This is a genomic window from Kribbella sp. NPDC000426 (assembly GCF_040300265.1).
Classification (GTDB): domain Bacteria; phylum Actinomycetota; class Actinomycetes; order Propionibacteriales; family Kribbellaceae; genus Kribbella.
Genome location: NZ_JBEPDK010000002.1, coordinates 910,544 through 932,462 on the forward strand (window position 1 = coordinate 910,544; position 21,919 = coordinate 932,462).

Here is a 21,919-nt window from a genome sequence, read left to right on the forward strand (position 1 = left end):
GGGCCATGCAGGCGTACCTCGACTCGTTGGTGGATGACGGCGCAGCCGGAGTGCTCCTGCACTACCGCTCCGGCGACCAGACCTGGGTAGGCTCCAGCGGCCGCTCCCAGCTCGATCCGGACCGCCCGGTGGATCCGGACGGATGGTTCCGGGTCGGCAGCGTGACGAAGACGTTCACGGCCGTCGTAGTCCTACAGTTGGTGGCCGAAGGCAAGTTGCGACTGGACGATCCGGTCGGCGAGTGGGTGCCCGACGTACCGGATTCGATCAGCTTGCGGCAGCTGCTCAACCACACGAGCGGCCTCTACAACTACACCGACGACCTGCCCGCCGACCGGCACCTTCTTGACCGGTATTTGCACAGGGACCCAGCGGAGGCGCTGCGGACCGGGCTGGCGAGGCCGAGGTTGTTCGAGCCGGGTGAGTCGTGGTCGTACTCGAACACCAACTACATCGTGCTCGGCCTGTGGATCGAAGCGGTGACCGGCAAGGCGTACCGCGATGAGGTACGGACGCGCGTCCTGGAGCGACTCGGACTCGAGCGGACACTCTTGCCAGGCGACGACGTGGATCTGCCCGATCCGCACGCGCGTGGGTATATCCAGATCGCCGGTGAGTGGGTCGACCTGGCCAGGTTCAACGCGTCGCAGGCATGGGCGGCGGGGGAGATCGTCTCGACGGCCGCCGACCTCAACCGCTTCTACGCCGCAGTGCTCGACGGGGAGCTGCTCGGGGAGCCCGAGCAGGAAGCGTTGCTGACCGTGGTGCCTGTCGACGACTCGTTCGGGTACGCGCTGGGGATCGAGCGCCGCCGTCTGCCGGACGGTCAGGTCCTGTGGGGGCACACTGGTGGGATCTTCGGCTACCAGACGATCAGCTATCACGCGGCTGATCTGTCCCGGCAGCTGACGTTGTCCTACACCGGCACCACCCTGGCGGTCCCAGAGACCGGCCAAGTGCTGGCCGGTCTCCTGAGCTGACTACCGCTGGAGGAGTACGGCGACCGTGCGCGCAGGGACTGTGGCTGTGCCGGTGGTGGCGGTCCAGGTGGTCTGTTTGACGACTTGATCTGAACCTGTGGCTTGGACGGGGGACAGGGACAGGTTGGCGCCGGTGAGCGCCGGGATCCGCTGTGTTACAGAGGATCCTGTCGAGTTGAAGACGACCAGGGCGCCCTTCAGCGCCGGATCGACGTTGGGTCCGACCGTGTCGTCGATTCGCATGGTGATGACGCCGGGTGTGGCGCCGCTGAGCGGGAAGCTGAGCTTCTGGTTGATCAGGTCGGCGGTGCCGAGCCGGAACAGCGGTGTCGAGAAGCGCAGCTTCAGCAGGTCGGCGGCCGCTGCGGACGCCGTCGCCACATCTGCGGACGACGGCTTCAGCGCCGGGTTGGCGAGGAGCGGCTTCATGTACGGCCACTTGGCTTCGTTGTCGGCCTTTGGCGGGAGGCCGTGCCCGAACCCGTTGTCGGCGCCGGTCCAGTCCAGAGTGTTGAACCAGTCACCGGAGTCGTACGAGTTGCGATCCAGCGACTTGCTCCGCAGCAGGTCCGCGCCCGCGTGCCAGAACGACGGCGTCTGTGCCAGCGCGGTTGTTGCCAGCGACAACGTGTTCATCCGGATCCGGTCCGGCATCGGCAGATCCGTCGGCAGCTTGTACGTCAGCGTGTCCCACAACGTTTCGTTGTCATGGGCATCGACATAGCTGATCACCTCGTCCGGCTGACCGGCGTACCCGGCGGGGGAGCCGTTGTAGTCGACACCGTCGCCGCGCACCGTCGTACCCGACTCGACCGACCGGAAGGTGAACGAGCGCAGGTTGCCGGCCAGGCCGAGTTGCACCAGGTCGGTGTCGTGCGCGAGCCGCTTCGCGCGCTCGTCCGGTGTGCCGTTGACCGGGTCGCCGTTCGGGTCGCTCGCCTCGCCGGAGCCGAACCCCTGGATCCGCGGATTGTCGTCAAAAGGACCACCGCCGCGGACAGCGTCGCGGAGGCGGTCGGAGAACGTGCCGATCCCGGTGCCGCCGAGATTGCCCTGGCGGGCCTGCACGAACAGCGCGTCGTTCGCAACCTCGCCGAAGTTCCAGCCCTCGCCGTACAGGTAGATCGACTTGCCGTCGACGCCGTCCTTGGCGAGCGTCAGTTTGTCGAGCGCGGCCCGGATCTTCAGCATGTTGGCTTTGGTGTGGTGGCCCATCAGGTCGTACCGGAATCCGTCGACGTGATAATTACGAGCCCAGCTCACGGTGCCGTCGACCATGATCTTCTCGGCCATCGCGTGTTCGGTGGCGATGTTGCTGCAGCAGGTCGAGTTCTCGACCTTGCCGGTCGCGTTCAGCCGCTGGTAGTACCCGGGCACGATCTGGTCGAGCACCGACGTCGGCGCCTGACCGGCGGCCGGCGTGTGGTTGAAGACCTGATCGAGTACGACGCGCAGCCCGGACTTGTGCAGCCCGCCGACCATCGTGCGGAACTCCGAGACCCGAGCCAGCCCGTCCTTCGCCGTCGCGTACGAACCCTCCGGCGCGAGCCAGTGGAACGGGTCGTAACCCCAGTTGAACCCGTCCTTCGCAGCGACCGCCGCCACGCACGCCTGCTGCTGGTCCGAATCCGGCGGCAACGCCTTCAGGTCACAGGCAGGCGTTTGCTGACCGGTCTCGGGGATTGACGCAATGTCGAATGTCGGCAATAGGTGCACTGTGTTGAGGCCCGCCGCGGCCAGGGACTTCAGATGCTTGGTCCCGTCGCCGTTGTCGGCGAAGGCGAGATAGGTGCCGCGGTGCGCCGCCGGCACGGTGCTGTCGTTGATCGAGAAGTCGCGGACGTGCAGCTCGTAGATCGTCGAGTCGACTCCCCGAGCGAGCTTCGGTGCCGGCGTCTTCGACCACAACGCGGGCTGACCCGCCGGATCGTTCAGGTCGGCGGCGACGGAGTACGTCGAGTCCGTCGTCAACGCCACCGAGTACGGATCCGTGACGACGTTCGTCTCGACCTTCCCGGTGCTGGGCGCGTAGACCGTGACCTCGAAGCGGTACGACGCGTTCTTCCACGAGCGCGATCCGCTGACGACCCACGACCCGTCGTCGTTGCGCTTCATCGGAACAGCCGACGAACCGACCAGCAACCGCACGTTCTGCGCGGTGGGCGCCCACAACGCGAACGTGGGCGCGCCGCTGTGCCACGTCACGCCGTACGACCGGTTGGCGGCACTCCCGTAGAGGTCGTCGAGGACGCCGGGGATCTGCACGCCGGTCGCATCGAGCAGTCGGCCGGTGTCGTCGTACTGCGCCAGGCCGAGCTGCCCGGTGAGGATCTTGCGGGCGTCGGCGTTGTCCAGCCGCAGGGTCGTGTACCCCGGTTTCACAATCCGCGCGTCATATCGTAGGGATGTCGACAATCCACCGATGTCGTCGGCGTCGACCTTCAACGAGCCCGTGTCGGACCAGTGCAGCCGCCACCGGTACCGCTCCGGGTGGGCGACGGCCGGTACGGCGAGTGTGTTGCGGTCGAGCCAGTACGCCTTCGCCTGGCTCAGGTCCGGCGTCGCACCGGGCTTGGACGTCGTCACCGTGAACTGGTGCGTCGCGAGCACGTACGAGAACGTGACCACGAGCCCGTCGCCCGGCACTGTGACCGGTACGTTCTGAGCCGGGTAGCTCTCGTCCCACGACAGGTTGTGCGCGACCTTCGCCTCATAGCTGCCCGCTCCCAACTCGCTGGTGGACCAGGTGTACGTCCCGTCCCCGTCCTCGTCGGTCAACCAGGGTCGCATGCAGGTCGGGTCCCAGTCGGCCGGACAGCCCAGCTCGGACTGGAACGACCCGGGCACGGTGATGATCGGCCCCTGCGCACTGGACGTGACGTAATGCCGTCCGTGTTCGTAGTAGAAGCTGACCGGCCCGTTCGGCGCTGTGTAGGAGATGTTCGCGCCGTTGGCGACACCGCCGGCGCCGTAGTTCTCGTCCCAGGTCTTGTTGATCGCCGCCTTGTACGCGTGCTCACCGGCCGGGATCGTGTACGTGCCCTTCCACACCTTGTCCTTCGGGTCGAGCGTCAACTGGGCCTGGTCGCAGTCCGGGGCCCAGTCCGCAGTACAGCCCATCTCGCTGTTGTGGTCACCCGGCACCGAGACGTTGGCAGGCTGGACGACCGGACCGGTCCCGCCACCGCCTCCACCGGCCGCCGGTGCGTCGCCGACAACGCCGTACGACCCGGACACCGAGTAGTTGCCTGCGGCATCCCGCAGTACGGCCCGGTACTCGAGCAGGGTGCCCTTAGCCAGCCCAGATACGTCCTGGAAGACCCGGTACGGCGCGTTGTCGTCCGCACCGAGCCGCGTCCACGCCGTCGTACCCACTGGCCGGTAGCCGAAGGTCACAGTGACCGGAGTGTTCGCAGGAACAGCGGCACCGATCTCAGCGCGCCCACCGACCGTCGCACCGAGCTCCGGCGAGCTCATGTAGACAGCAGGCGCCTTAGCCGGCTTCGGGACCTTCGTCTGGGCTTGGTACACCGTGACGGACAGCGGAGCCTGGCTGACGACCACACGGCCTTCACGGTCGGTCTTCACAGACTTGGAGCCACCGTAGACCGGCTTGAGCCAGGTGTTCGGTCCGTACGTCGGCACTGTCGCCGACGCCGCGGTCCTCGAGTTGTTGGCGACCACCAGATACTCGACGTTGTCGCTACCGAGCCGGCTGAACGCGTACAGACCGTTCAGGTTGGAGGAGTACCGGTGCACCTGCCGTCCGTCGGACAGCGCCGGGTACTGCGCCCGCAGCTTCGCCAGCGCCGCGATGTGCTTGTACATCGGCGAGGTGACGTCGTACCGGTCCTTGCTGCCGATCGTCGTCGTACCGGTACCGTCGACGACCTCGTCGTCCGCGTAGTCGGCGGTCTTGGTCGCGAACATGTCCTGGCGCGCGTCCTTGTCGCCGCCGGGACCGGTGAAGCCCTGCTCGTCGCCGTAGTAGATGACCGGCTGACCGCGTGTCAGGTACATCAGCGAGTGCGCGAGCTCGTCCCGCTGCAGCAGCTCGGCACCGCTCGCCCCGCCCTGCTTGAGGAACATGCCGACGCGGCCCATGTCGTGGTTGCCGAGGAACGTCGGCAGCTCGTACGCGTTCGAGTTCGTGTCGGTGTAGTAGTCGTCGTCGGCGTAGAAGTCCTGCAGCTTAGTACTCGGATCGCCCTTCGCATAGGCGACCGCGTTCTGCTGGAACCCGAAGTCGAGCGTCGCCTGCAGATCGCCCTTGGTGGTGTAGGTCGACATGAACTGCGGGTTCGCGTCGAAGACCTCGCCGAACATGAAGAAGTTCTTCGAGCCGGCACCGTGAGCCGCGGCCAGGATCTGCGGCGAGAACTTCTGCCAGAACTCGATGTTGACGTGCTTGACGGTGTCGATCCGGAAGCCGTCGATGCCGAACTCGGCCCAGGTCTTGTAGACGTCGATCATCCCGTCCCGGACCCGCGGCTGCTCGGTGAACAGGTCGTCCAGCCCGACGAAGTCGCCGTACTCCGCGCTCTCGCCGGCGAAGGTCGAGTCGCCGCGGTTGTGGTAGAGCGTCGGGTCGTTCAGCCAGGCCGGCACCTTCACGGTCGCGTCGGCCGGGGTCCGGAAGTACGGGACGTTGGGGAACGACGTGGCGGCGTCCAGCGGCGGGAAGGTGTCGCCACCGGCGTACTGCTTGTCGTCGAAGACGTTGCCCTGAGCATCCTTGTACGGCGACGTGGACTTCGGGATGTAGCCGTAGTTGTGGGACTCGTAGTCGATCACGTCCGCGGTGTGGTTGGTGATGATGTCGAAGAAGACCCTCATCCCCTTGCGGTGCGCGAGGTCGATCAGGCGCTTCATGTCCGCGTTGGTGCCCAGGTGCGGGTCGATCTGGGTGAAGTCGGTGATCCAGTACCCGTGGTACCCGGCGCTCACGTCCGCCCCGGCCCCCTGCACCGGACGGTTCTTGAACGACGGGGTCAGCCAGATGGACGTCGTACCCAGGGACTTGATGTAGTCGAGCTTCTGGATCACACCGGCCAGGTCGCCGCCGTGGTAGAAGCCCTTGTCGGTCGGATCGAGCCCGGTCTGCAGACGATCGCCGGTGAGCCCGCCGGCGTCGTTCGACTTGTCACCGTTGGCGAACCGGTCCGCCATCAGGAAGTAGAACCGTTCCTTGGTCAGGTCCGGCCGCAGACTCGGTGAGGCCAGCGTCTTGTCGGCGGCGGTGACTGTCGACCCGGCCAGGTCGACCGGCTTCACCGTCACAATGTGACTAGTGTCGTCGTAACTAAACTGCAGCTTGGCCGGACCCGCGATGCTCAGCGGGATGTTCGGCCCGTTCAGCACCCCGCCCGCGCCGTAGTTCTCGTCCCAAGCCTTGTTGATCGTGACCTTGTACTCGTAGGTCCCCGCCGGCACGTCGAACACCTTCGTGTACGGCGCACCCGCCCCGAGACTGGTCGCGTCACAGCCCGGATCCCAGTCGGCCGCACACCCCAGCTCGCTCTGCAGTGACCCCGCCAACGTGACGACCCGATCCACTGCGACCTGAGCCGGCGCGGGTGACGCCGTACCCAGCCCGAGCACGACCACTGCGGCCGCGGTGAAACCTGCCGTCCAACGCCTGAACCCGCGCATCACGGTCCCCTCCCGCCGATTCACCTGCCGGGGACGCTAGCCGTCGGCTTTTACCGTGAGGAGGGCTCGAATGTCACGGTAAGGTCACGAGCTCCGGCAGCGTGGTCTCGATCGGGGTCCGCAGTACAGTCGCGGCCTGTTCGTCGTACGGCGTCGGCTGGGCGTTCACGATGATCAGCGGCTTCCCGGCGTTCAGAGCGAGGTCGCAGAGACCTGCGGCCGGGTAGACCTGCAGTGAGGTGCCGACAGCCAGCAGGAGGTCCGCTGCCTCGGTGGCGGCAACCGCTCGATCGAGTACGTCGCGGTCGAGCGACTGGCCGAAGGAAACCGTCGCCGACTTCAGGATGCCGCCACAGATCTCACAAGCCGGGTCCTCGTCACCTGACTCCAGCCGGGGGAGGACGTCAGCCATCGGGAGGCGCCGCCTGCACTGCAGGCAGTCGACGTACCAGACCGTCCCGTGCAGCTCGTGGACGAGCTCTGGTGACGATCCGGCCTTCTGGTGCAGTCCGTCGACGTTCTGCGTGGCCAGACCGGTCAGACGGCCCTGCCGTTCCAGCTCGACCAGTGCGAGGTGCCCCGGGTTCGGCTCGGCTGTCCACGCGGGCACAGCGAGACGGTGCTTCCAGGTGGCCACCCGGACCTCACGGCTGCCGACGTACTCGTCGATGTCGAACATCGCCTCGGCGGCCGGGTCCTTCGTCCACACACCCTGCGGCCCCCGGAAGTCGGGGATCCCGGAGGCAGTCGAGATACCGGCTCCGGTCAGGACAGCAATTCGTTCGGCGTCGATCACACCTTTGACGGTATCCACTCCGACGCCAGGATCGACATCACGATCTCGTCGATCCACTCGCCCTCCCAGAGCAGGGCGTCGCGCAGCAGGCCCTCGACCTTGAAGCCGGCCTTCTCGTAGGCGCGCTGGGCCCGTGGGTTGAACGCGTAGACGCCGAGGCTGATCCGGTGCAGGCCGATCTGGCCGATGCCGTAGCCGACGATCAGCCGGGTCGCCTCGGTGCCGAGGCCGCGGCCCTGGCCGGCCGGGCCGATCAGGATCCGGAAGTTGCAGGACTTGTTGTCCGGGTCCCACTCGTTCAGCACGGCCTCGCCGACGACCTGTCCGGACGCGCGGTCGACGATCGCCAGGTCCAGCCGGTCGGTCTGGTCCTTCCGGGTGCGCAACCACTCCCGGGCGCGCTCCTCGCCGATCTCCCCGTGGCTCCCGGTCAGCCGAGCCACGTCCGGGTCGTCCATGGCGGCGCGCATGGCGTCGTAGTCGTTCTCGTCCAGTGGTCGCAGTACGACGAGCTCGCCGGTCAGCGTGGGTTTGTGGGCGAAGTCGGTCACCCCACCGAGTGTGTCACCTGCCGTGATGCAGACGCACCGGATCGGGCCATCCGGAATCCACTGCCGACAGCAACATTTCCCGTGCTGCCGGGTGCAGCGGCTCCGCCGATGCCGCGTCCAGATACCCACGCTCGCTCACGCGGGAAACGCTAAGCCCTACCTATGCGCAGAGACGCGAAAGGTGTCCAGTAGTGTTTGGTCGTCAGTCTCACTTGGGAAGGGAAAGGCGCCCCGTGGGTTCGAACGGCACGCCCGGAGTGGAGGAGCGACCGGCAGGTTCTGCCGGCGCCACACGACCGGCGAAGCGTCGCCTGCTGGTCGGCAGTGCAGTGGTGCTCGGCACCCTCATGCTGACCGGTTGCTCGACGGCGACCACTGAGCAGTGGAAACGACTCGGTCTCCCCGAGGGCGCATCCGACCGGACCGAAGCGGTCCGAAGCCTCTGGATCGGCGCGTGGATCGCCGCGCTGATCGTCGGCGTGATGGTCTGGGGCCTGATCCTCTGGGTCTCCGTGCGGTACCGCAAGCGCAACGACGACGCACCCCGGCAGGTGCGGTACAACCTGCCGCTCGAGGTGCTCTACACGCTGGCGCCGTTCGCGATCATCGGCGTGCTCTTCTTCTACACGGTGGAGCACGGCAACAAGATCACCGCGATGTCCAGCAGCCCGCAGCACACCGTGAACGTGGTGGCCCAGCAGTGGCAGTGGACCTTCAACTACAAGGACACGGTCGACGGGCAGCAGGGCGTCTGGGAGACCGGCACGATGGACAAGCCGTCCACCCTGTGGCTGCCGGTGAACGAGTCGGTCCGCTTCGACCTGACCTCGCCGGACGTGATCCACTCGTTCTGGGTGCCGTCGTTCTACTTCAAGCTCGACGTGATCCCGGGCCGGACCAACAAGTTCGAGCTGACCCCGACCAAGATCGGCACCTTCGAGGGCAAGTGCGCGGAGCTCTGCGGGCTCTACCACAGCCGGATGGTCTTCAGTGTCAAGGTCGTCAGTCGCGACGACTACGACGCACACCTCCGTGAGCTGGCCGCCAAGGGCCAGACCGGCGCCGCCACCGGAGGCTCCGACGCCACCACCATCCCCGGCACAGGAGAGGGCGAGAAGTGACCGACTTCGCCGAGCGCACCGGCGCCATCGGTACCAGCACCGCATATCCGCGGCGGCGCACCAAGGGTCAGATCCTGGTCAAGTGGATCACCACGACCGACCACAAGCTGATCGGGCACATGTACCTGATCACCTCGTTCGCGTTCTTCCTGATCGGCGGCGTGATGGCGCTGATCATCCGCGCCGAGCTGGCCAAGCCGGGCCTGCAGATCGTGAACGAAGAGGTCTACAACCAGCTCTTCACCATGCACGGCACGATCATGCTGCTGCTGTTCGCGACCCCGCTGTTCGTCGGGTTCGCGAACGAGATCATGCCGATCCAGATCGGCGCCCCCGACGTCGCGTTCCCGCGACTGAACATGTTCAGCTACTGGCTGTTCCTGTTCGGCGGCCTGATCACGGTCAGCGGCTTCTTCACCCCGGGCGGCGCGGCCGACTTCGGCTGGTTCGCCTACGCCCCGCTGTCCAACGCGGTCCGCTCGCCCGGTGTCGGCGGTGACCTGTGGATCATGGGTCTGTGGATGGCCGGTCTGGGCACGATCCTCGGTGCGGTCAACTTCGTGACGACGATCATCACGATGCGCGCACCCGGTATGACGATGTTCCGGATGCCGATCTTCACCTGGAACATCCTGGTCACGTCGATCCTCGTCCTGATCGCGTTCCCGATCCTGGCCGGCGCGCTGCTCGTGCTCGAGGCAGACAGATCCTTGGGAGCGCATGTCTTCGATGCCGCGAACGGTGGGCCATTACTTTGGCAGCACCTGTTCTGGTTCTTCGGCCATCCCGAGGTCTATATCATCGCCCTGCCGTTCTTCGGCATCATCACCGAGATCCTGCCGGTCTTCAGCCGCAAGCCGGTCTTCGGCTACATCGGCCTGGTCAGCGCGACCCTGGGTATCGCGGTCCTCTCGGTGGCGGTCTGGGCCCACCACATGTTCGTCACCGGCGCAGTGAACCTGCCGTTCTTCTCGTTCATGACGTTCCTGATCGCCGTACCGACCGGGGTGAAGTTCTTCAACTGGATAGGCACGATCTGGGGCGGATCGGTGTCGTTCGACACCCCGATGCTCTGGTCGGTCGGCTTCCTGACGACCTTCCTGTTCGGCGGTCTGACCGGCATCATCCTGGCCTCGCCGGCGCTGGACTACCAGCTGTCCGACTCGTACTTCGTGGTCGCGCACTTCCACTACGTCGTCTTCGGCACCGTGGTGTTCGCGATGTTCGCCGGGTTCTACTACTGGTGGCCGAAGTTCACGGGCCGGATGCTCAACGAGCGCCTCGGCAAGCTGCACTTCTGGCTGCTGTTCATCGGCTTCCACACCACGTTCCTGGTGCAGCACTGGCTGGGCGTCGAGGGCATGCCGCGTCGGTACGCCGACTACGGTGCGAACGAGGGCTTCACCACGCTGAATGAGGTCTCCAGCGTCGGCGCCTTCATCCTGGGCATGTCGATGCTGCCGTTCTTCTACAACGTGTACAAGTCGCGGAAGTCGCCGAAGGTCAACTCCGACGACCCGTGGGGCTGGGGCCGTTCGCTGGAGTGGGCGACCAGCTCGCCGCCGCCGCGGCACAACTTCGAGAAGCTGCCCCGGATCCGTTCGGAGTCCCCGGCGTTCGACCTGCACCACGCCGAGCTTGCGCTGGCGGAGTACCCGGACAACCGGGCCGGCGCCGACAACCTGCTCGACGCGGGTGAGGACCAGGGGCGCGTGGAGCATCTCGAGGAGATCGCCGATAGCGAGACCGAAGGGAAGGACAAGGCGTGAAGGTCGAAGCCTGGGTCTTCGGGATCCTGAGCGTTTTCGTCGTGGTCGTCACGCCGATCTACTGGCTGATGTCCAACGACCCCACCGGCACCACCGCCCTGGTGATGACGTTCTTCCTGTCGCTGCTGGTGGCGTTCTACCTGAGCGTCACCGCCCGCCGGATGGACGCCCGGCCGGAGGACCGCAAGGAAGCGGAGATCGCCGAAGGAGCCGGTGAGCTCGGCTTCTTCCCGCCGTACTCCTGGTGGCCGCTGTGGTGCGCGCTGACGCTGGCCGTCGTCGTACTCGGCGTCGTCTTCGGCTGGTGGCTGTTCATCGCCGGCGTCGGCATCGGCATCGTGACGCTGAGCGGGTTCATCTTCGAGTACTACCGCGGTGACCACGCTCACTGAGTGTGCTGACGCTGCTCGCTAGTTGAGCATCGTACGAAAAACGCCGTCCGGGAACGAACCGGGCGGCGTCTTCGTGCGTCTTTAGGAGTGCCACCGGTACGGACCGTTGTGGTCCGTACCAGTTCGGTGGCGGTGCGGTGCGAAGAAATGTCGCTGCGGCAGGTTACCCTTACCGCGGTTTGACTAAACAGGGGAGAGCTGGGGAATGGTGAGCGGTTCGGTGAGGAAGCACGGGCTTGCCGTGGCGGGGATCTGCGTGCTGCTGCTGGCCGGCACGGCCTGCAGTGACACGAAGGCCGACGGTGGTAACGGCAGCGGAGGTCAGTCGACCCCGTCCACGTCGCAGAGCAACTCGCCCGGTGCATCGACCACCCCGGGCGACTCGACCACGCCGTCGGATTCGCCCGCGGCCAGCATCGCCGTCGTGCCCGCCAAGGGCGCGTCCTCGGTGCAGCCGGACAAGCCGGTGACCGTGACGACGACGGCCGGCAAGCTGGCCGAGGTCACGCTGAAGGACGACGACGGTGACAAGGTCGCCGGCAGCTTCAACACGGACAAGACCCAGTGGACCTCCACGGACCACCTCAAGCCGGGCGCGTCGTACACCGTGAGCGGCTCGGCCGAGGGCACCGACGGCGGCACCATCCCGATCAGCTCGACGTTCAAGACGCTGAAGGCGACCAAGAGCCTGAAGGCCTCGGTCGTCCCGCTGAACGGCGAGACCGTCGGCGTCGCGCTGCCGATCCAGATCTACTGGAACAACCCGGTCAAGGACCGCGCCGCGGTCGAGAAGCGGCTGAAGGTCACCACCTCGGTCCCGGTCACCGGCACCTGGCACTGGGTGAACAGCAAGCAGGTCAACTACCGGCCGATGAACTACTGGCCGGCCGGCACCAAGGTCTCGGTCAACATCGACACCCAGGGTGTGAACGCCGGTAACAACACCTGGGGCACCTCGAGCCGCAAGATCGCCTTCAGCATCGGCAAGTCGGTCGTCAGCAACGTCAACGTCAAGAAGCACTCGATGACCGTGACGATCAACGGCAAGCTGGCCCGCACCATCCCGATCACCGCCGGCAAGGACGGGTTCACCACCCGCAGCGGCGTGAAGGTGATCATGGAGAAGTTCACCACCAAGCGGATGGACGCGGCGACGATCGGCATCAAGCCGGGCGATCCGAACTACTACAACATCAGCGACGTGAAGTGGGCCCAGCGCGTCACCAGCTCCGGCGAGTTCATCCACGGCGCCCCGTGGTCGGCCGGCAGCCAGGGCAGCGCCAACGTCAGCCACGGCTGCGTCGGCATGAGCCTCGCCGACGCCCAGTGGTTCTTCAACCAGACCCTCCGCGGCGACCCGGTCATCGTCACCGGCACCAACCGCCACATGGAGCCCGGCAACGGCTGGACCGACTGGAACACCACCTGGGCCGCCTACAAGAAGGGCTCCGCCCTCTCCTGAGCCGGGGAGTCAACCCCAGCAGGAAGCTCGCACTGGGCCGGACACCTCACGGAGTCCGGCCCAGCGCCACGTCTTGGCACCGACTGGAACACCACCTGGGAGCCAGGCCCGGTACAAGAATCAAGAACAGAAACCAAAGAACAAAGCTAGAGATGGGAGTTGGGTGCCTGGCGGGATCCGGCGGTCCTGCGGCAGTCGGCGCGTCGAACAGTTGATCGGACGCGAGCTCCGGTCCCGCGAGGCGGGCCCTCGGAGTGGTCACGCCTTGGGACCGAACCGCGCCAGTTGGGTCCAGTCCTCCAGCGCGGTCGTCAGCAGCTTCTCAACTGCAGTCTTCGCCTGCTCGAGGGCGAGATCGATGGAGCACTGACAGCGGCTGAGGTCGTCGCCATTCAGTACGCACAGCAGGATGCCGGTGATCTGCACCCCGCGAGCCGTCGCGACGAGTCGGCTGTCGCCGGGCAACGGAATCTTGGTCACAAGCTCCCGGACGAACTGCCGTTCGATCCGTTCGGTGCCGAACAAGGCCATGACCTTGTCGGCAAGCCCACCGACCAGATCGTGGTACTTCGCCTTGCCGGCGAGGATCGCTTTCGCGATGTCGGCCAGGAAGCGGCATCGGCGACGCCGATAGTTGCGTGTGAGACGCGCGAAGGTGCTGGAGGCGACATACTCACTGGCCCGGTCCCCGACGACCTCGCGCCAGCCGTCCGTGACAACGCTCGCGCGGATTTCAGCAGCCAGATCGACCCTGTGCTGCTGCGGGACGGTGAGAGTCCCAACTGCGTGTGTTCTCCGTCTCCGAATCTTCGCGGTACGGCCAGACCGCGGACGCTTGCGCGGAGACTTCCTTCGCTTCCGCGCCTGCCGAGGTGTCGTCCGGCGCACGCCTGCTAGCTCAAGTACCACACGAGCTGCGGTAGAACCTGGGTTGCGTGGAGGGGCGGGGAGAGTGCGCGACGGCGTAGTCGGAGCGACCTGAGCGCGGCTGAGCCACAGCTGGCCGTCCGATGGATGGCGTGCGGTTGCGCGTCAGCCTTCCGGCGGGCCGGCGGATGCGAAGACGGCTGCTTCCTCGAGTACTGCGGCGTTGGCTTTCCGCCGGGATCGGCGAGCTCCAGCCTAGCGAGGAGCACCATTCGCACGACGGGCGGGAGCGCCCTCGGCAGCACCGGCAGGAGGACCACCAGCGGGAGCACCGCCAGCGGGAGCACCGCCAGCGGGAGCTGCACTTCGCGGTACGACGGGGTTGGCGCCGGTCGCCGGTCGCCGGTCGCTGGTGGCCGGTCGCTGGTGGGTGGTCGCGGGTCGCCGGTAGCGGGTTGGGGTGGTCGGCCGACCGAGTCCCGCTACACGCCGTACGCCGTCGCCTGCGGGGCCTCGGGTGGTGATCGGAGGGTGGCGCCAGCAGCGGATGCCGTGCTGGCTGGCCGGATTCTTCCGGCGGCGGCCGTTCGGTTGATCCACCTGCACCTGGCTACATCTCAATGGATCTGGAGGCTGCGGTCTGGCGGCGCCACCGGCCGAATCCAGCACGAGGTCGGTCTGCGAGGTCGAGGAGTGCCAGGCAATCGATGCGCTTCGGGTGGGCGACGGCGTGAGGCAGTGCGTCTGGCGCCGTATGAGTGGCTTCAGATGGCCGTCCGCGTCAGTGGCGAGGCCGGTCGCGACGGTGAGCACACCGGACAGGTGCTGCTGTCAGGCTGTCGACGGGCCTGCGGATGCGAAGGCGGCTGCTTCCTCGAGTACTGCGGCGTTGGCTTTCCACCGGGATCGGCGAGCCGCAGCCGAGCCGCGAGCACCACCTCCACCAGCGGTGCGAGCACCACCGCCACCACCGGTGCGAGCACCAGCGACAGCGCCGACGGGAGTACCTGCGGGAGCACTGCCAGGAGCACCGCTGGGAGTGCCGTCAAAAGGACCGGCGGCAGGTCTGGCGAGAGCAGCACCTGCACCGGCGGCACCACCGGCGGGGGCGCTGGCGGGGGCGCTGGCGGGGGCGCTGGCGGGAGTGCTGGCGGGAGTGCTGGCGGGAGTGCAGGCGGGAGCACCGCCGGGACGACCGGCAGGGTTGGCGGTGGGGTGGCCGGGCGGCTGGTGGGTGGTGGGGGCCGGTGCCGCTGGATGATGTCGGGTGGGTGGCGGGGTGGACCAGGTGGGGCGGGATACGTGGACCTTGCCGTTGGTGAGGGTGATGGTCCAGTGGCCGTGGTGTAGGTCGACGTGGTGGCGGCGGCAGAGGAGGGCAAGGTTGGAGATCTTGGTTTCGCCGCCGTCTATCCAGGAGGTTAGGTGGTGGGCGTCGCACATGATCGGTGGGGCGCCGCAGACTACGCAGCCCGTGTCGCGGGCGTTGAGGGCGCGGCGCATGGCGCGGGTGACGAGTCGCTCGGAGCGGCCGACGTCCAGTGGCTCGGAGTCCGAACCGAGGACCAGCGGGATGATCCTCGCGTCGCAGGCTAGGCGGCGGACGGTCGCGGGCGACAGGCCATCGCCGTACACCAACTGGCCGCTCGCGTCCGCGGTTGCTGCTTTGAGGTCCTCGAAGTCGATGGTGACCGTCAGTTGGGCCTTAGGACCCACTGTGCTGCCGGTCGAATCATCTGAGTAGCGAGCCGCCGATGGCGAGCGGTTCGTGGACGGGGCGGGCTCGAGGGCTCCGGAGGCGATGGTGAGGGCGGTGCTGAGGGCGTCTGCTTGGCGTTTGTCGCGGGGGCGGGGGTCTGGGGCGCCGTCGAGGGTTTTGTGGGGGCGGGCGCCGGCGTGGATCAGGGCGCGGAGGAGTTCGGCGTTCTCGTTGGCCAGGTAGCCGCGGAACTTCACCCCGCGATCTGCGGGCATCAGGGTTAGTGACTCGCGGTCGTATGCCTTGAGCTCCTCGGGCTCGGGGCCGTCGGTGTCGAGGATGTCCCGCATTTTGTTGCCTGCCTGACGCAGCTCGGTCGGTGAGAGGTGTGCGGCCAGCTTCACCAGTTCGCGCTCGGCGGCGTCGCGGTCGTCGGTCGGCACGTCGGCCGGGACGCGTTCCAGCGCGGACACGATCGCGTCAGCCTGCGCGGGCCTCAACAGCCAAGCGTCACCGGCCTCACCGGCAGCATCGGCCTCATCGGCAGCGGCGGGTGCGGTGGGTGCGGCGGCGGTCTGCTCGAGGGCGGCGGAGACGGCCGGGTACTTCGGTAGTGCCTGCGCGAGCCGGAGCGTACGGCGGGCGGTTGCCGCGTCCAGCCGGTAGCGGAACCGGAGCAGCTCCGCGGTGTCGCGAGCGCCGAGCTCGGCGGCGTACCCGGTGCTCTCGACCGTGGCGACAACAGTCAGCCGATAGGACTCCAGACGGGCGATCGCAGCGTCCAGCGCGTCGAGAGTCGACAGCAGTTCGCCGCCGCTCATCGACCACGCCGGCCGCTCGCCCAGGAGTTCCATGCCTCGACCCTAGGCGGCTCCGCCGACGATCCACGACCCAGAATCCCCTTATTCTGTGGGCAATTCGTGGGCCCACGCAGCCAACAGTCCAGCAACCACCTCGTCCGCGTGCAGGGACGGCAGCGAGTGGTGGGTTGCCTGGGGGAGGTGTACGACGGTGGCGGATGGGGTGAGGGTGTTGACGCGGCGGGCCAGCTGGCTGGCGTCGTGGCTCTTGCTGCGGTCTGCGACGAAGACGAGGGGAGCGGAGGCTAGCGCCCGGAGCTGATCGTCGGTGGGGCGCTTGGTGCGGACGAAGGGGGTTGAGGGCTGCTCGGCGGCCAGGCCGGCCAACTCCAGGACCTGGGGGTCGACGGGGAGGCTCTGGGTTTCCCAGCGGAGGATGGACTCGCTGCGGGCGCGGGAGGGGCGCAGGAGGCTCGGCAGCGCTCGAAGAATGTATGGGAGACGCAGGCCGGTGTAGCAGTCCGTGGGGTCGACGAGCGCCAGGCGGGTGACGCGGGCCGGGTGGGCGATGGCGTAGGTCAGGGCGATCCAGGCGCCGTACGAGTGACCGCAGAAGGCGACACGGTCGATCCCGAGGCCGTCGAGGACGTTCGAGAGCCACATGTGCAGATCCGTGGGTGTCTTCGGGATGCGCCCGGTGTTCGTACTGCGGCCGGCGTCGACGATCAGGTCGACGGCGTACACCCGGTACCGCGAAGCGAGCCGGGCCGCCACGGCGTACCAGACGGGTGAGGTCGCCCCGTGCCCGGGAAGCAGTACGACGGGCGGCCCGTCCGCGGGTCCGCAGGCGTTGACGTGCGTCGTGCCGAACTCGTCGGTCAGCTCGAGCTGCTCGACCGGCACGTCCCAGCGGCTGAGGAGAGCGTCGTACGCGTCCTGGAAGGTCATGTCGCCGAGAATAGCTCACTGAGTGAGGTAATCTGGCGGGTATGCGTGACGGAGTGATGCCGGCCGACCCCGAGCGGGCGGCCGCGCTGGAGTTGGTGCACCGGCTGCGGGACATCGTGCTCCGGTGGGAGCTCGCGATCGGCGAGTTCGCCAGGACGACCCGGTTGCACGCCACCGACGTACGGGCGCTGGTGAGCCTCCTGGACGCCGAACGGGCCGAGGTGGAGGCCACGCCCAGCTGGCTGGCTCAGCAGCTCGGAATGACCTCTCAGGCGACGACAGCCGTTATCCACCGCCTGGAGGCCGCCGGGCACCTCGAACGCCTCAGAAGCCGCACAGACGGCCGCAGCGCCCGGCTTCAGGTCTCCGACAGCGCCATCGACCTCGGCTGGCAGTTCTTCGGCCCGCTCCTCGACCGCATGATCGCCACCACCCAGACCCTCGGCCACGGCGAGCAGGCGATGGTGAAGGACTACCTCACGGCCGTCTCCAAAGCACTGGCATAAACGAAAGGGCCCCGGCGAGTGCCGGAGCCCTTCACGTTCGGTGCTGCGTCAGTTGCGGTCGCTGGTGACCTCGCGGTAGGTCTCCGTGTCTTCCGTCAGCTCGTGGATCTCGTCGGCGTCGTGCGCGTGCTCGTGCGCCTCTTCGAGCTCCTGTGCGGTCGGCTTCTGCACCGCGTCGGCGAAGTAGAAGCGGGACAGTGCGGCCCGGGCCTTGTTGAGCGCCCGGCGCGGTGCCCGTACGCCGTTGTCGTCGGTCTCCGGACCGATCTCGTACGGCACGACGCGGTCGCGTGCGGTGAGCGAGTACGCCTCGTACGTCGAGATCGGCTGGTGCTTCTCCGTGTACTTGCCCTCGGGCGAGCGCACGATGACACCGGTCTCGAGGCCGTGGGTGAGCCGGTCGTGGTCGGCCCGTTGCAGCGAGATCGCCCAGCGGCGCGCCACCCAGAAGGCGAGCACCGGCCCGAGGAAGATCGCGAACCGCAGGAACCAGGTGACGTGGTTGAGCGAGACCCCGAAGTGGGTCGCGATCAGGTCGTTACCGCCGCCGATCCACAGCAGGGCGTAGAAGGTGATGAACGCGACGCCGATACCGGTCCGGGTCGGGACGTCCCGCGGCCGGTCCAGCAGGTGGTGCTCGCGTTTGTCACCGCTGATCCAGCCCTCGATGAACGGATACAGCGCGACCAGCGTGACGAACGCCGGTGGCACGATCAGCGCCGGGATGAGCAGGTTCCAACTCAGGGTGATTCCCCAGAAGTGCGACTCGAAGCCGGGGAATATTCGCACCGAGCCTTCCAGCCAGCCCATGTACCAGTCGGGCTGGGAGCCTGCCGTCACCTCGGCCGGGTTGTACGGCCCGTACAGCCAGACCGGGTTGATCTGCATCAGGGCGCCCATCAGGGCGGTGATGCCGAACACGACGAAGAAGAAGCCGCCGGCCTTGGCCGTGTACACCGGGAACAGCGGGTAGCCGACCACGTTCTTCTGCGTCCGGCCGGGACCGGCGTACTGCGTGTGCTTGTGGTACACGACCAGGAACAGGTGGGCCGTGACGAGCGCCAGGATGATGCCCGGGATCAGCAGCACGTGGACGATGAAGAATCTCGAGACGAAGTCGTCGCCCGGGAACTCACCGCCGAAGATGAAGAAGTTCATGTACGTGCCGACCACCGGTGAGGCCGCGATCATGCCGTTGGTGATCCGCAGACCGGTACCGGACAGCAGGTCGTCGGGCAGGCCGTAGCCGATGAAGCCCTCGATGATGCCGAGGAACAGCATCCCGAAGCCGATCAGCCAGTTCAGCTCACGCGGCTTGCGGAACGCGCCGGTGAAGAACATCCGGAGCAGGTGCACCATCATCGCGGCGATGAACAGCACGGCCGCCCAGTGGTGGATCTGCCGGACCAGCAGACCGCCGCGGACGTCGAACGTGATGTCCAGCGTGGAGGCGTAGGCCTCCGACATGTGCAGACCCTTGAGCAGGCTGTACGAGCCGTTGTACTGGACCTCGGCCATCGACGGCTTGAACCAGAACGTCAGGAACGTGCCGGTCAGGATCAGGATGATGAAGCTGTACAGCGCGATCTCGCCCAGCATGAACGACCAGTGGTCGGGGAAGACCTTGCGCAGGTTCTTCTTCCCGATCTTCGCGATGCCGAGGCGATCGTCGACCCACTTGACCGGCGGTGGGAATTGCTGTGTGTCAGACACTGGTGTCACCCTCGTTCCCAGAAGCTTGGGCCGACCGGCTCGTGGAAGCCGCTCTGCGCAACCAGATAACCCTCGCTGTCCAATGCCAACGGTAGCTGAGGCAGCGGCCGGGCCGCAGGTCCGAAGACGACCTTGGCGCTGTCAGCCAGGTCGAAGGTCGACTGGTGACAGGGGCAGAGCACGTGGTGGGTGGTCTGCTCGTACAGCGAGATCGGGCAGCCGACGTGGGTGCAGATCTTCGAGTAGCACAGGATGCCGTCGATGCCCCAGTTCTCCCGGCCGGGCTTGGTGCGGATCTCGCTCGGCTTGATCCGGACCACGATCACCGCGGCCTTGGCCTTGGCGTTCTGGTACTCGGTCGGGTTCTCCTCCTGCAGCGGGGCCAGGTTGGCCGGCGCCGCGTTGACCAGCTGGCCGACGATCAGGTCGGACGGCTTGATCGGGCGGTCGGTGACGTCGTTGACGACCCGGATGCCCTTCGCCCAGATCGTGTTGTAGAGCGACCGGCCGGGCAGCGGACCGAGGTCGCGCAGGAAGATGATGGCCGGCAGGCCGAGCACGCCCAGGGCGCCGATCAGCGAGTTGCGGATCATCTTGCGCCGGGTGAAGCCCGACTCGGCCGTGCCCTGCTTGAACGCTTCGGTGATCTCGGCGATCTGCTCGGGCGAGGAGTGCGCCGCGTGCCGGTCCTCGGAGATCTCCTCGTCGACCATCAGCTTCTTGGCCCACTGGATCGCGCCGGCGCCGATCAGGAACAGCGCGAGCCCGATGCACAGGCCCATGACCATGTTGTTCGCGTTGCCTGTCAGCGGCCCGAACTGGAGGATCGAGTCCCGCGGGATCGCGAAGTACGCCACGCAGGCGCCGAGCACCAGCAGCGTGGCCAGGCCGAACATGCCCGAGACCTGCCGCTCGACGCGGTTCGCGGCCTTCGGGTCGATGTCGGTGATCCGCGGCTCGTGCGGCTCCAGACCCGGGTCCGGAATCGGCTCGGCCACCTCGACGGCGCCGTGGTGCTCGCCGTCGTCCTTCACCGCCGGAAGGTTCTTGTCGTCACTCATGAGCCTTCGCTCCCTTGGCCTTGACGCCCTTGGCGCCGATCCAGACCGCTACGCACACCAGCAGACCGATGCCGACGAGCCAGCCCCACAGACCCTCGGAGACCGGGCCGAGCCGGCCGAGGCCGAAGCCGCCCGGGTCCTTCTGGGTCTGCAGTGCCTTCAGGTAGGCGATGATGTCGGCCTTGTCCTGCGGCTGCATGACCTGGTCGGAGAAGACCGGCATCTGCTGCGGGCCGGTCAGCATGGCTTCGTAGATGTGCTTCTCGCTGACGCCCATCAACGACGGCGCGTACTTGCCGTTCGGCAGCGCTCCACCGCGACCGGCGAAGTTGTGGCAGGCCGTGCAGTTGGTACGGAACAGCTCGCCGCCGCGGGTGATCTGCTCGTCGGTGGCCTTGCTCACGTCGTACGAGTCCTGCGCCGGGACCGCGGGGCCGGGGGCCAGCGAGGCGACGTACGCCGCCAGCGCCTCGATCTCCTCCTGCGAGTACGCCGGGGTCTTGCGCGGGATCTGGGCGCCCGGCTGCATCGCGGGCATCCGGCCGGTGCCGACCTGGAAGTCGACCGCGGCGGCGCCGACGCCGATCAGCGACGGGCCGGCCATCTTGCCCGCGCCGTTCCCGCCGCCCTCGGCGTTCAGGCCGTGGCAGCTGGAGCAGCCGACCGCGAAGAGCTTCTTGCCCTCTTCGATCTGCTGGGACTGGGCCGAGTTGTCCGCCACCGCGTCGTCAGGGGCGAAGGCGGCGTACGCCGAACCCACTGCCAGGAGGCCGAACAGGAGCACGACGAGGCCGGCGGACCGGTGCCGTCGTCGCGCGGAGAGAAAGCGCGCCGGTGACAAGGAAGATCTCTTCTCACTCATTTGAGCAGGTAGATGGTCGCGAACAGGGCGATCCAGACCACGTCGACGAAGTGCCAGTAGTACGACACGACGATCGCCGAGACGGCCTGTTCGTGGGTGAACTTTCGAGCCATGTACGTCCTGGCCAGGACGAACACGAAGGCGATGAGGCCGCCGGTCACGTGCAGCGCGTGGAAACCGGTGGCCAGGTAGAACACCGAGCCGTAGGCGGTCGAGGAGATCGTCAGCCCCTCGTGCACCAGCCCGGTGTACTCGGTCACCTGCCCGGCGACGAAGACGGCGCCCATGATGTAGGTGAGGATGAACCACTCACGCATGCCCCAGTTGCGCGGGTTCGTCAGCGAGCCGATCCGGCCCACCTTGCCGTGCTCGGCGGCGAACACGCCGGCCTGGCAGGTGAACGACGAGGCGACCAGGATGAACGTGTTCACCGAGGCGAACGGGACGTCCAGGAGGTGCGTCGACACCTGCCACAGCGTCTCCGTCCCCGGAGCCGCAGCGGCGGTCGTTACCGACCGGATCGTGAAGTACGCCGCGAACAGTGCGGCGAAGAACATCAGTTCGCTCGAGAGCCAGACGATCGTGCCGACACTGACCATGCTGGGACGGTCGTGGTGTCCGTGTTCACGAGACGCTGGGAGCGCGGTTGCAGTGGCCACGCGGTCATTATGTCGGTCCTCGCGTTCAGCGCTACGACCACCCCCGTGCATGTCGTGAACCAGACGTTTCTACTGTGGAAG

The 21,919-nt window shown here is 67.1% G+C and carries 16 protein-coding genes; 6 read left to right on the forward strand and 10 right to left on the reverse strand.

Annotated features, from left to right (window positions below):
* Positions 1-5 precede the first annotated feature (5 nt).
* On the forward strand, positions 6-980 hold the full coding sequence (locus ABT313_RS12105) for a serine hydrolase domain-containing protein (protein WP_350851429.1): 975 nt from the start codon (positions 6-8) through the stop codon (positions 978-980).
* On the opposite strand, the gene pulA is transcribed toward ABT313_RS12105, so the two are convergent.
* The 3 genes from pulA to ABT313_RS12120 all read right to left on the reverse strand — a co-directional run bounded on the left by pulA (position 981) and on the right by ABT313_RS12120 (position 7,979).
* Positions 981-6,632: a pullulanase-type alpha-1,6-glucosidase gene (pulA, locus tag ABT313_RS12110; RefSeq protein ID WP_350851431.1), complete on the reverse strand. Its 5,652-nt coding sequence runs from the start codon at positions 6,630-6,632 to the stop codon at positions 981-983.
* A 73-nt stretch (positions 6,633-6,705) separates the two neighbouring features.
* Entirely contained in the window at positions 6,706-7,428 is a 723-nt protein-coding gene (locus tag ABT313_RS12115; RefSeq protein ID WP_350851433.1) for an SIR2 family NAD-dependent protein deacylase, read from the reverse strand.
* Positions 7,425-7,979 (reverse strand): GNAT family N-acetyltransferase, encoded by a 555-nt coding sequence (locus tag ABT313_RS12120; RefSeq protein WP_350851435.1) that lies wholly within the window; start codon positions 7,977-7,979, stop codon positions 7,425-7,427. Before ABT313_RS12120 ends, ABT313_RS12115 begins: the two co-directional genes overlap by 4 nt.
* A 233-nt stretch (positions 7,980-8,212) precedes the next feature.
* Here ABT313_RS12120 and ctaC point away from each other — a divergent pair, with 233 nt between their 5' ends.
* The 4 genes from ctaC to ABT313_RS12140 all read left to right on the forward strand — a co-directional run bounded on the left by ctaC (position 8,213) and on the right by ABT313_RS12140 (position 12,723).
* Positions 8,213-9,100, forward strand: a complete 888-nt coding sequence (gene ctaC / locus ABT313_RS12125; RefSeq protein WP_350851437.1) for an aa3-type cytochrome oxidase subunit II — start codon at positions 8,213-8,215, stop codon at positions 9,098-9,100.
* A 26-nt stretch (positions 9,101-9,126) separates the two neighbouring features.
* Positions 9,127-10,869 carry an aa3-type cytochrome oxidase subunit I gene (ctaD, locus tag ABT313_RS12130; protein ID WP_502883974.1) on the forward strand — a complete coding sequence of 581 codons (1,743 nt, stop codon included), beginning with the start codon at positions 9,127-9,129 and terminating at the stop codon, positions 10,867-10,869.
* A complete protein-coding gene (locus ABT313_RS12135; protein ID WP_350851440.1) occupies positions 10,866-11,261 on the forward strand; it encodes a cytochrome c oxidase subunit 4 in 396 nt (131 codons plus the stop codon). The genes ctaD and ABT313_RS12135 overlap by 4 nt, the downstream gene beginning before the upstream one ends.
* Positions 11,262-11,481: 220 nt before the next feature.
* Positions 11,482-12,723 (forward strand): L,D-transpeptidase, encoded by a 1,242-nt coding sequence (locus ABT313_RS12140; protein WP_350851442.1) that lies wholly within the window; start codon positions 11,482-11,484, stop codon positions 12,721-12,723.
* 258 nt (positions 12,724-12,981) lie between these two features.
* On the opposite strand, the gene ABT313_RS12145 is transcribed toward ABT313_RS12140, so the two are convergent.
* From ABT313_RS12145 to ABT313_RS12155, 3 genes are all read right to left on the reverse strand, one after another.
* Positions 12,982-13,611 carry a hypothetical protein gene (locus ABT313_RS12145; protein WP_350851444.1) on the reverse strand — a complete coding sequence of 210 codons (630 nt, stop codon included), beginning with the start codon at positions 13,609-13,611 and terminating at the stop codon, positions 12,982-12,984.
* A gap of 810 nt (positions 13,612-14,421) precedes the next feature.
* Complete coding sequence (locus tag ABT313_RS12150) at positions 14,422-16,143, reverse strand: HNH endonuclease signature motif containing protein (protein ID WP_350851446.1); 1,722 nt, start codon at positions 16,141-16,143, stop codon at positions 14,422-14,424.
* A 48-nt stretch (positions 16,144-16,191) separates the two neighbouring features.
* A complete protein-coding gene (locus tag ABT313_RS12155) occupies positions 16,192-17,037 on the reverse strand; it encodes an alpha/beta fold hydrolase (RefSeq protein WP_350851447.1) in 846 nt (281 codons plus the stop codon).
* Positions 17,038-17,078: 41 nt separating this feature from the next.
* On the opposite strand from ABT313_RS12155, the gene ABT313_RS12160 reads away from it, so the two are divergent.
* Positions 17,079-17,543, forward strand: a complete 465-nt coding sequence (locus tag ABT313_RS12160; RefSeq protein ID WP_350851449.1) for a MarR family winged helix-turn-helix transcriptional regulator — start codon at positions 17,079-17,081, stop codon at positions 17,541-17,543.
* A gap of 48 nt (positions 17,544-17,591) precedes the next feature.
* On the opposite strand, the gene qcrB is transcribed toward ABT313_RS12160, so the two are convergent.
* The 4 genes from qcrB to ctaE are packed head-to-tail and all read right to left on the reverse strand — an operon-like array spanning position 17,592 to position 21,889.
* Positions 17,592-19,256, reverse strand: a complete 1,665-nt coding sequence (qcrB, locus tag ABT313_RS12165; RefSeq protein ID WP_502883965.1) for a cytochrome bc1 complex cytochrome b subunit — start codon at positions 19,254-19,256, stop codon at positions 17,592-17,594.
* Between the two features lie 5 nt (positions 19,257-19,261).
* Positions 19,262-20,317 carry a cytochrome bc1 complex Rieske iron-sulfur subunit gene (qcrA, locus tag ABT313_RS12170; RefSeq protein WP_350851453.1) on the reverse strand — a complete coding sequence of 352 codons (1,056 nt, stop codon included), beginning with the start codon at positions 20,315-20,317 and terminating at the stop codon, positions 19,262-19,264.
* Positions 20,310-21,179, reverse strand: coding sequence for a cytochrome bc1 complex diheme cytochrome c subunit (gene qcrC, locus ABT313_RS12175; protein WP_350851455.1), 870 nt, complete (start codon positions 21,177-21,179; stop codon positions 20,310-20,312). The genes qcrA and qcrC overlap by 8 nt, the downstream gene beginning before the upstream one ends.
* A complete protein-coding gene (gene ctaE, locus ABT313_RS12180; protein ID WP_502883966.1) occupies positions 21,176-21,889 on the reverse strand; it encodes an aa3-type cytochrome oxidase subunit III in 714 nt (237 codons plus the stop codon). Before ctaE ends, qcrC begins: the two co-directional genes overlap by 4 nt.
* Between the last annotated feature and the right edge of the window lie 30 nt (positions 21,890-21,919).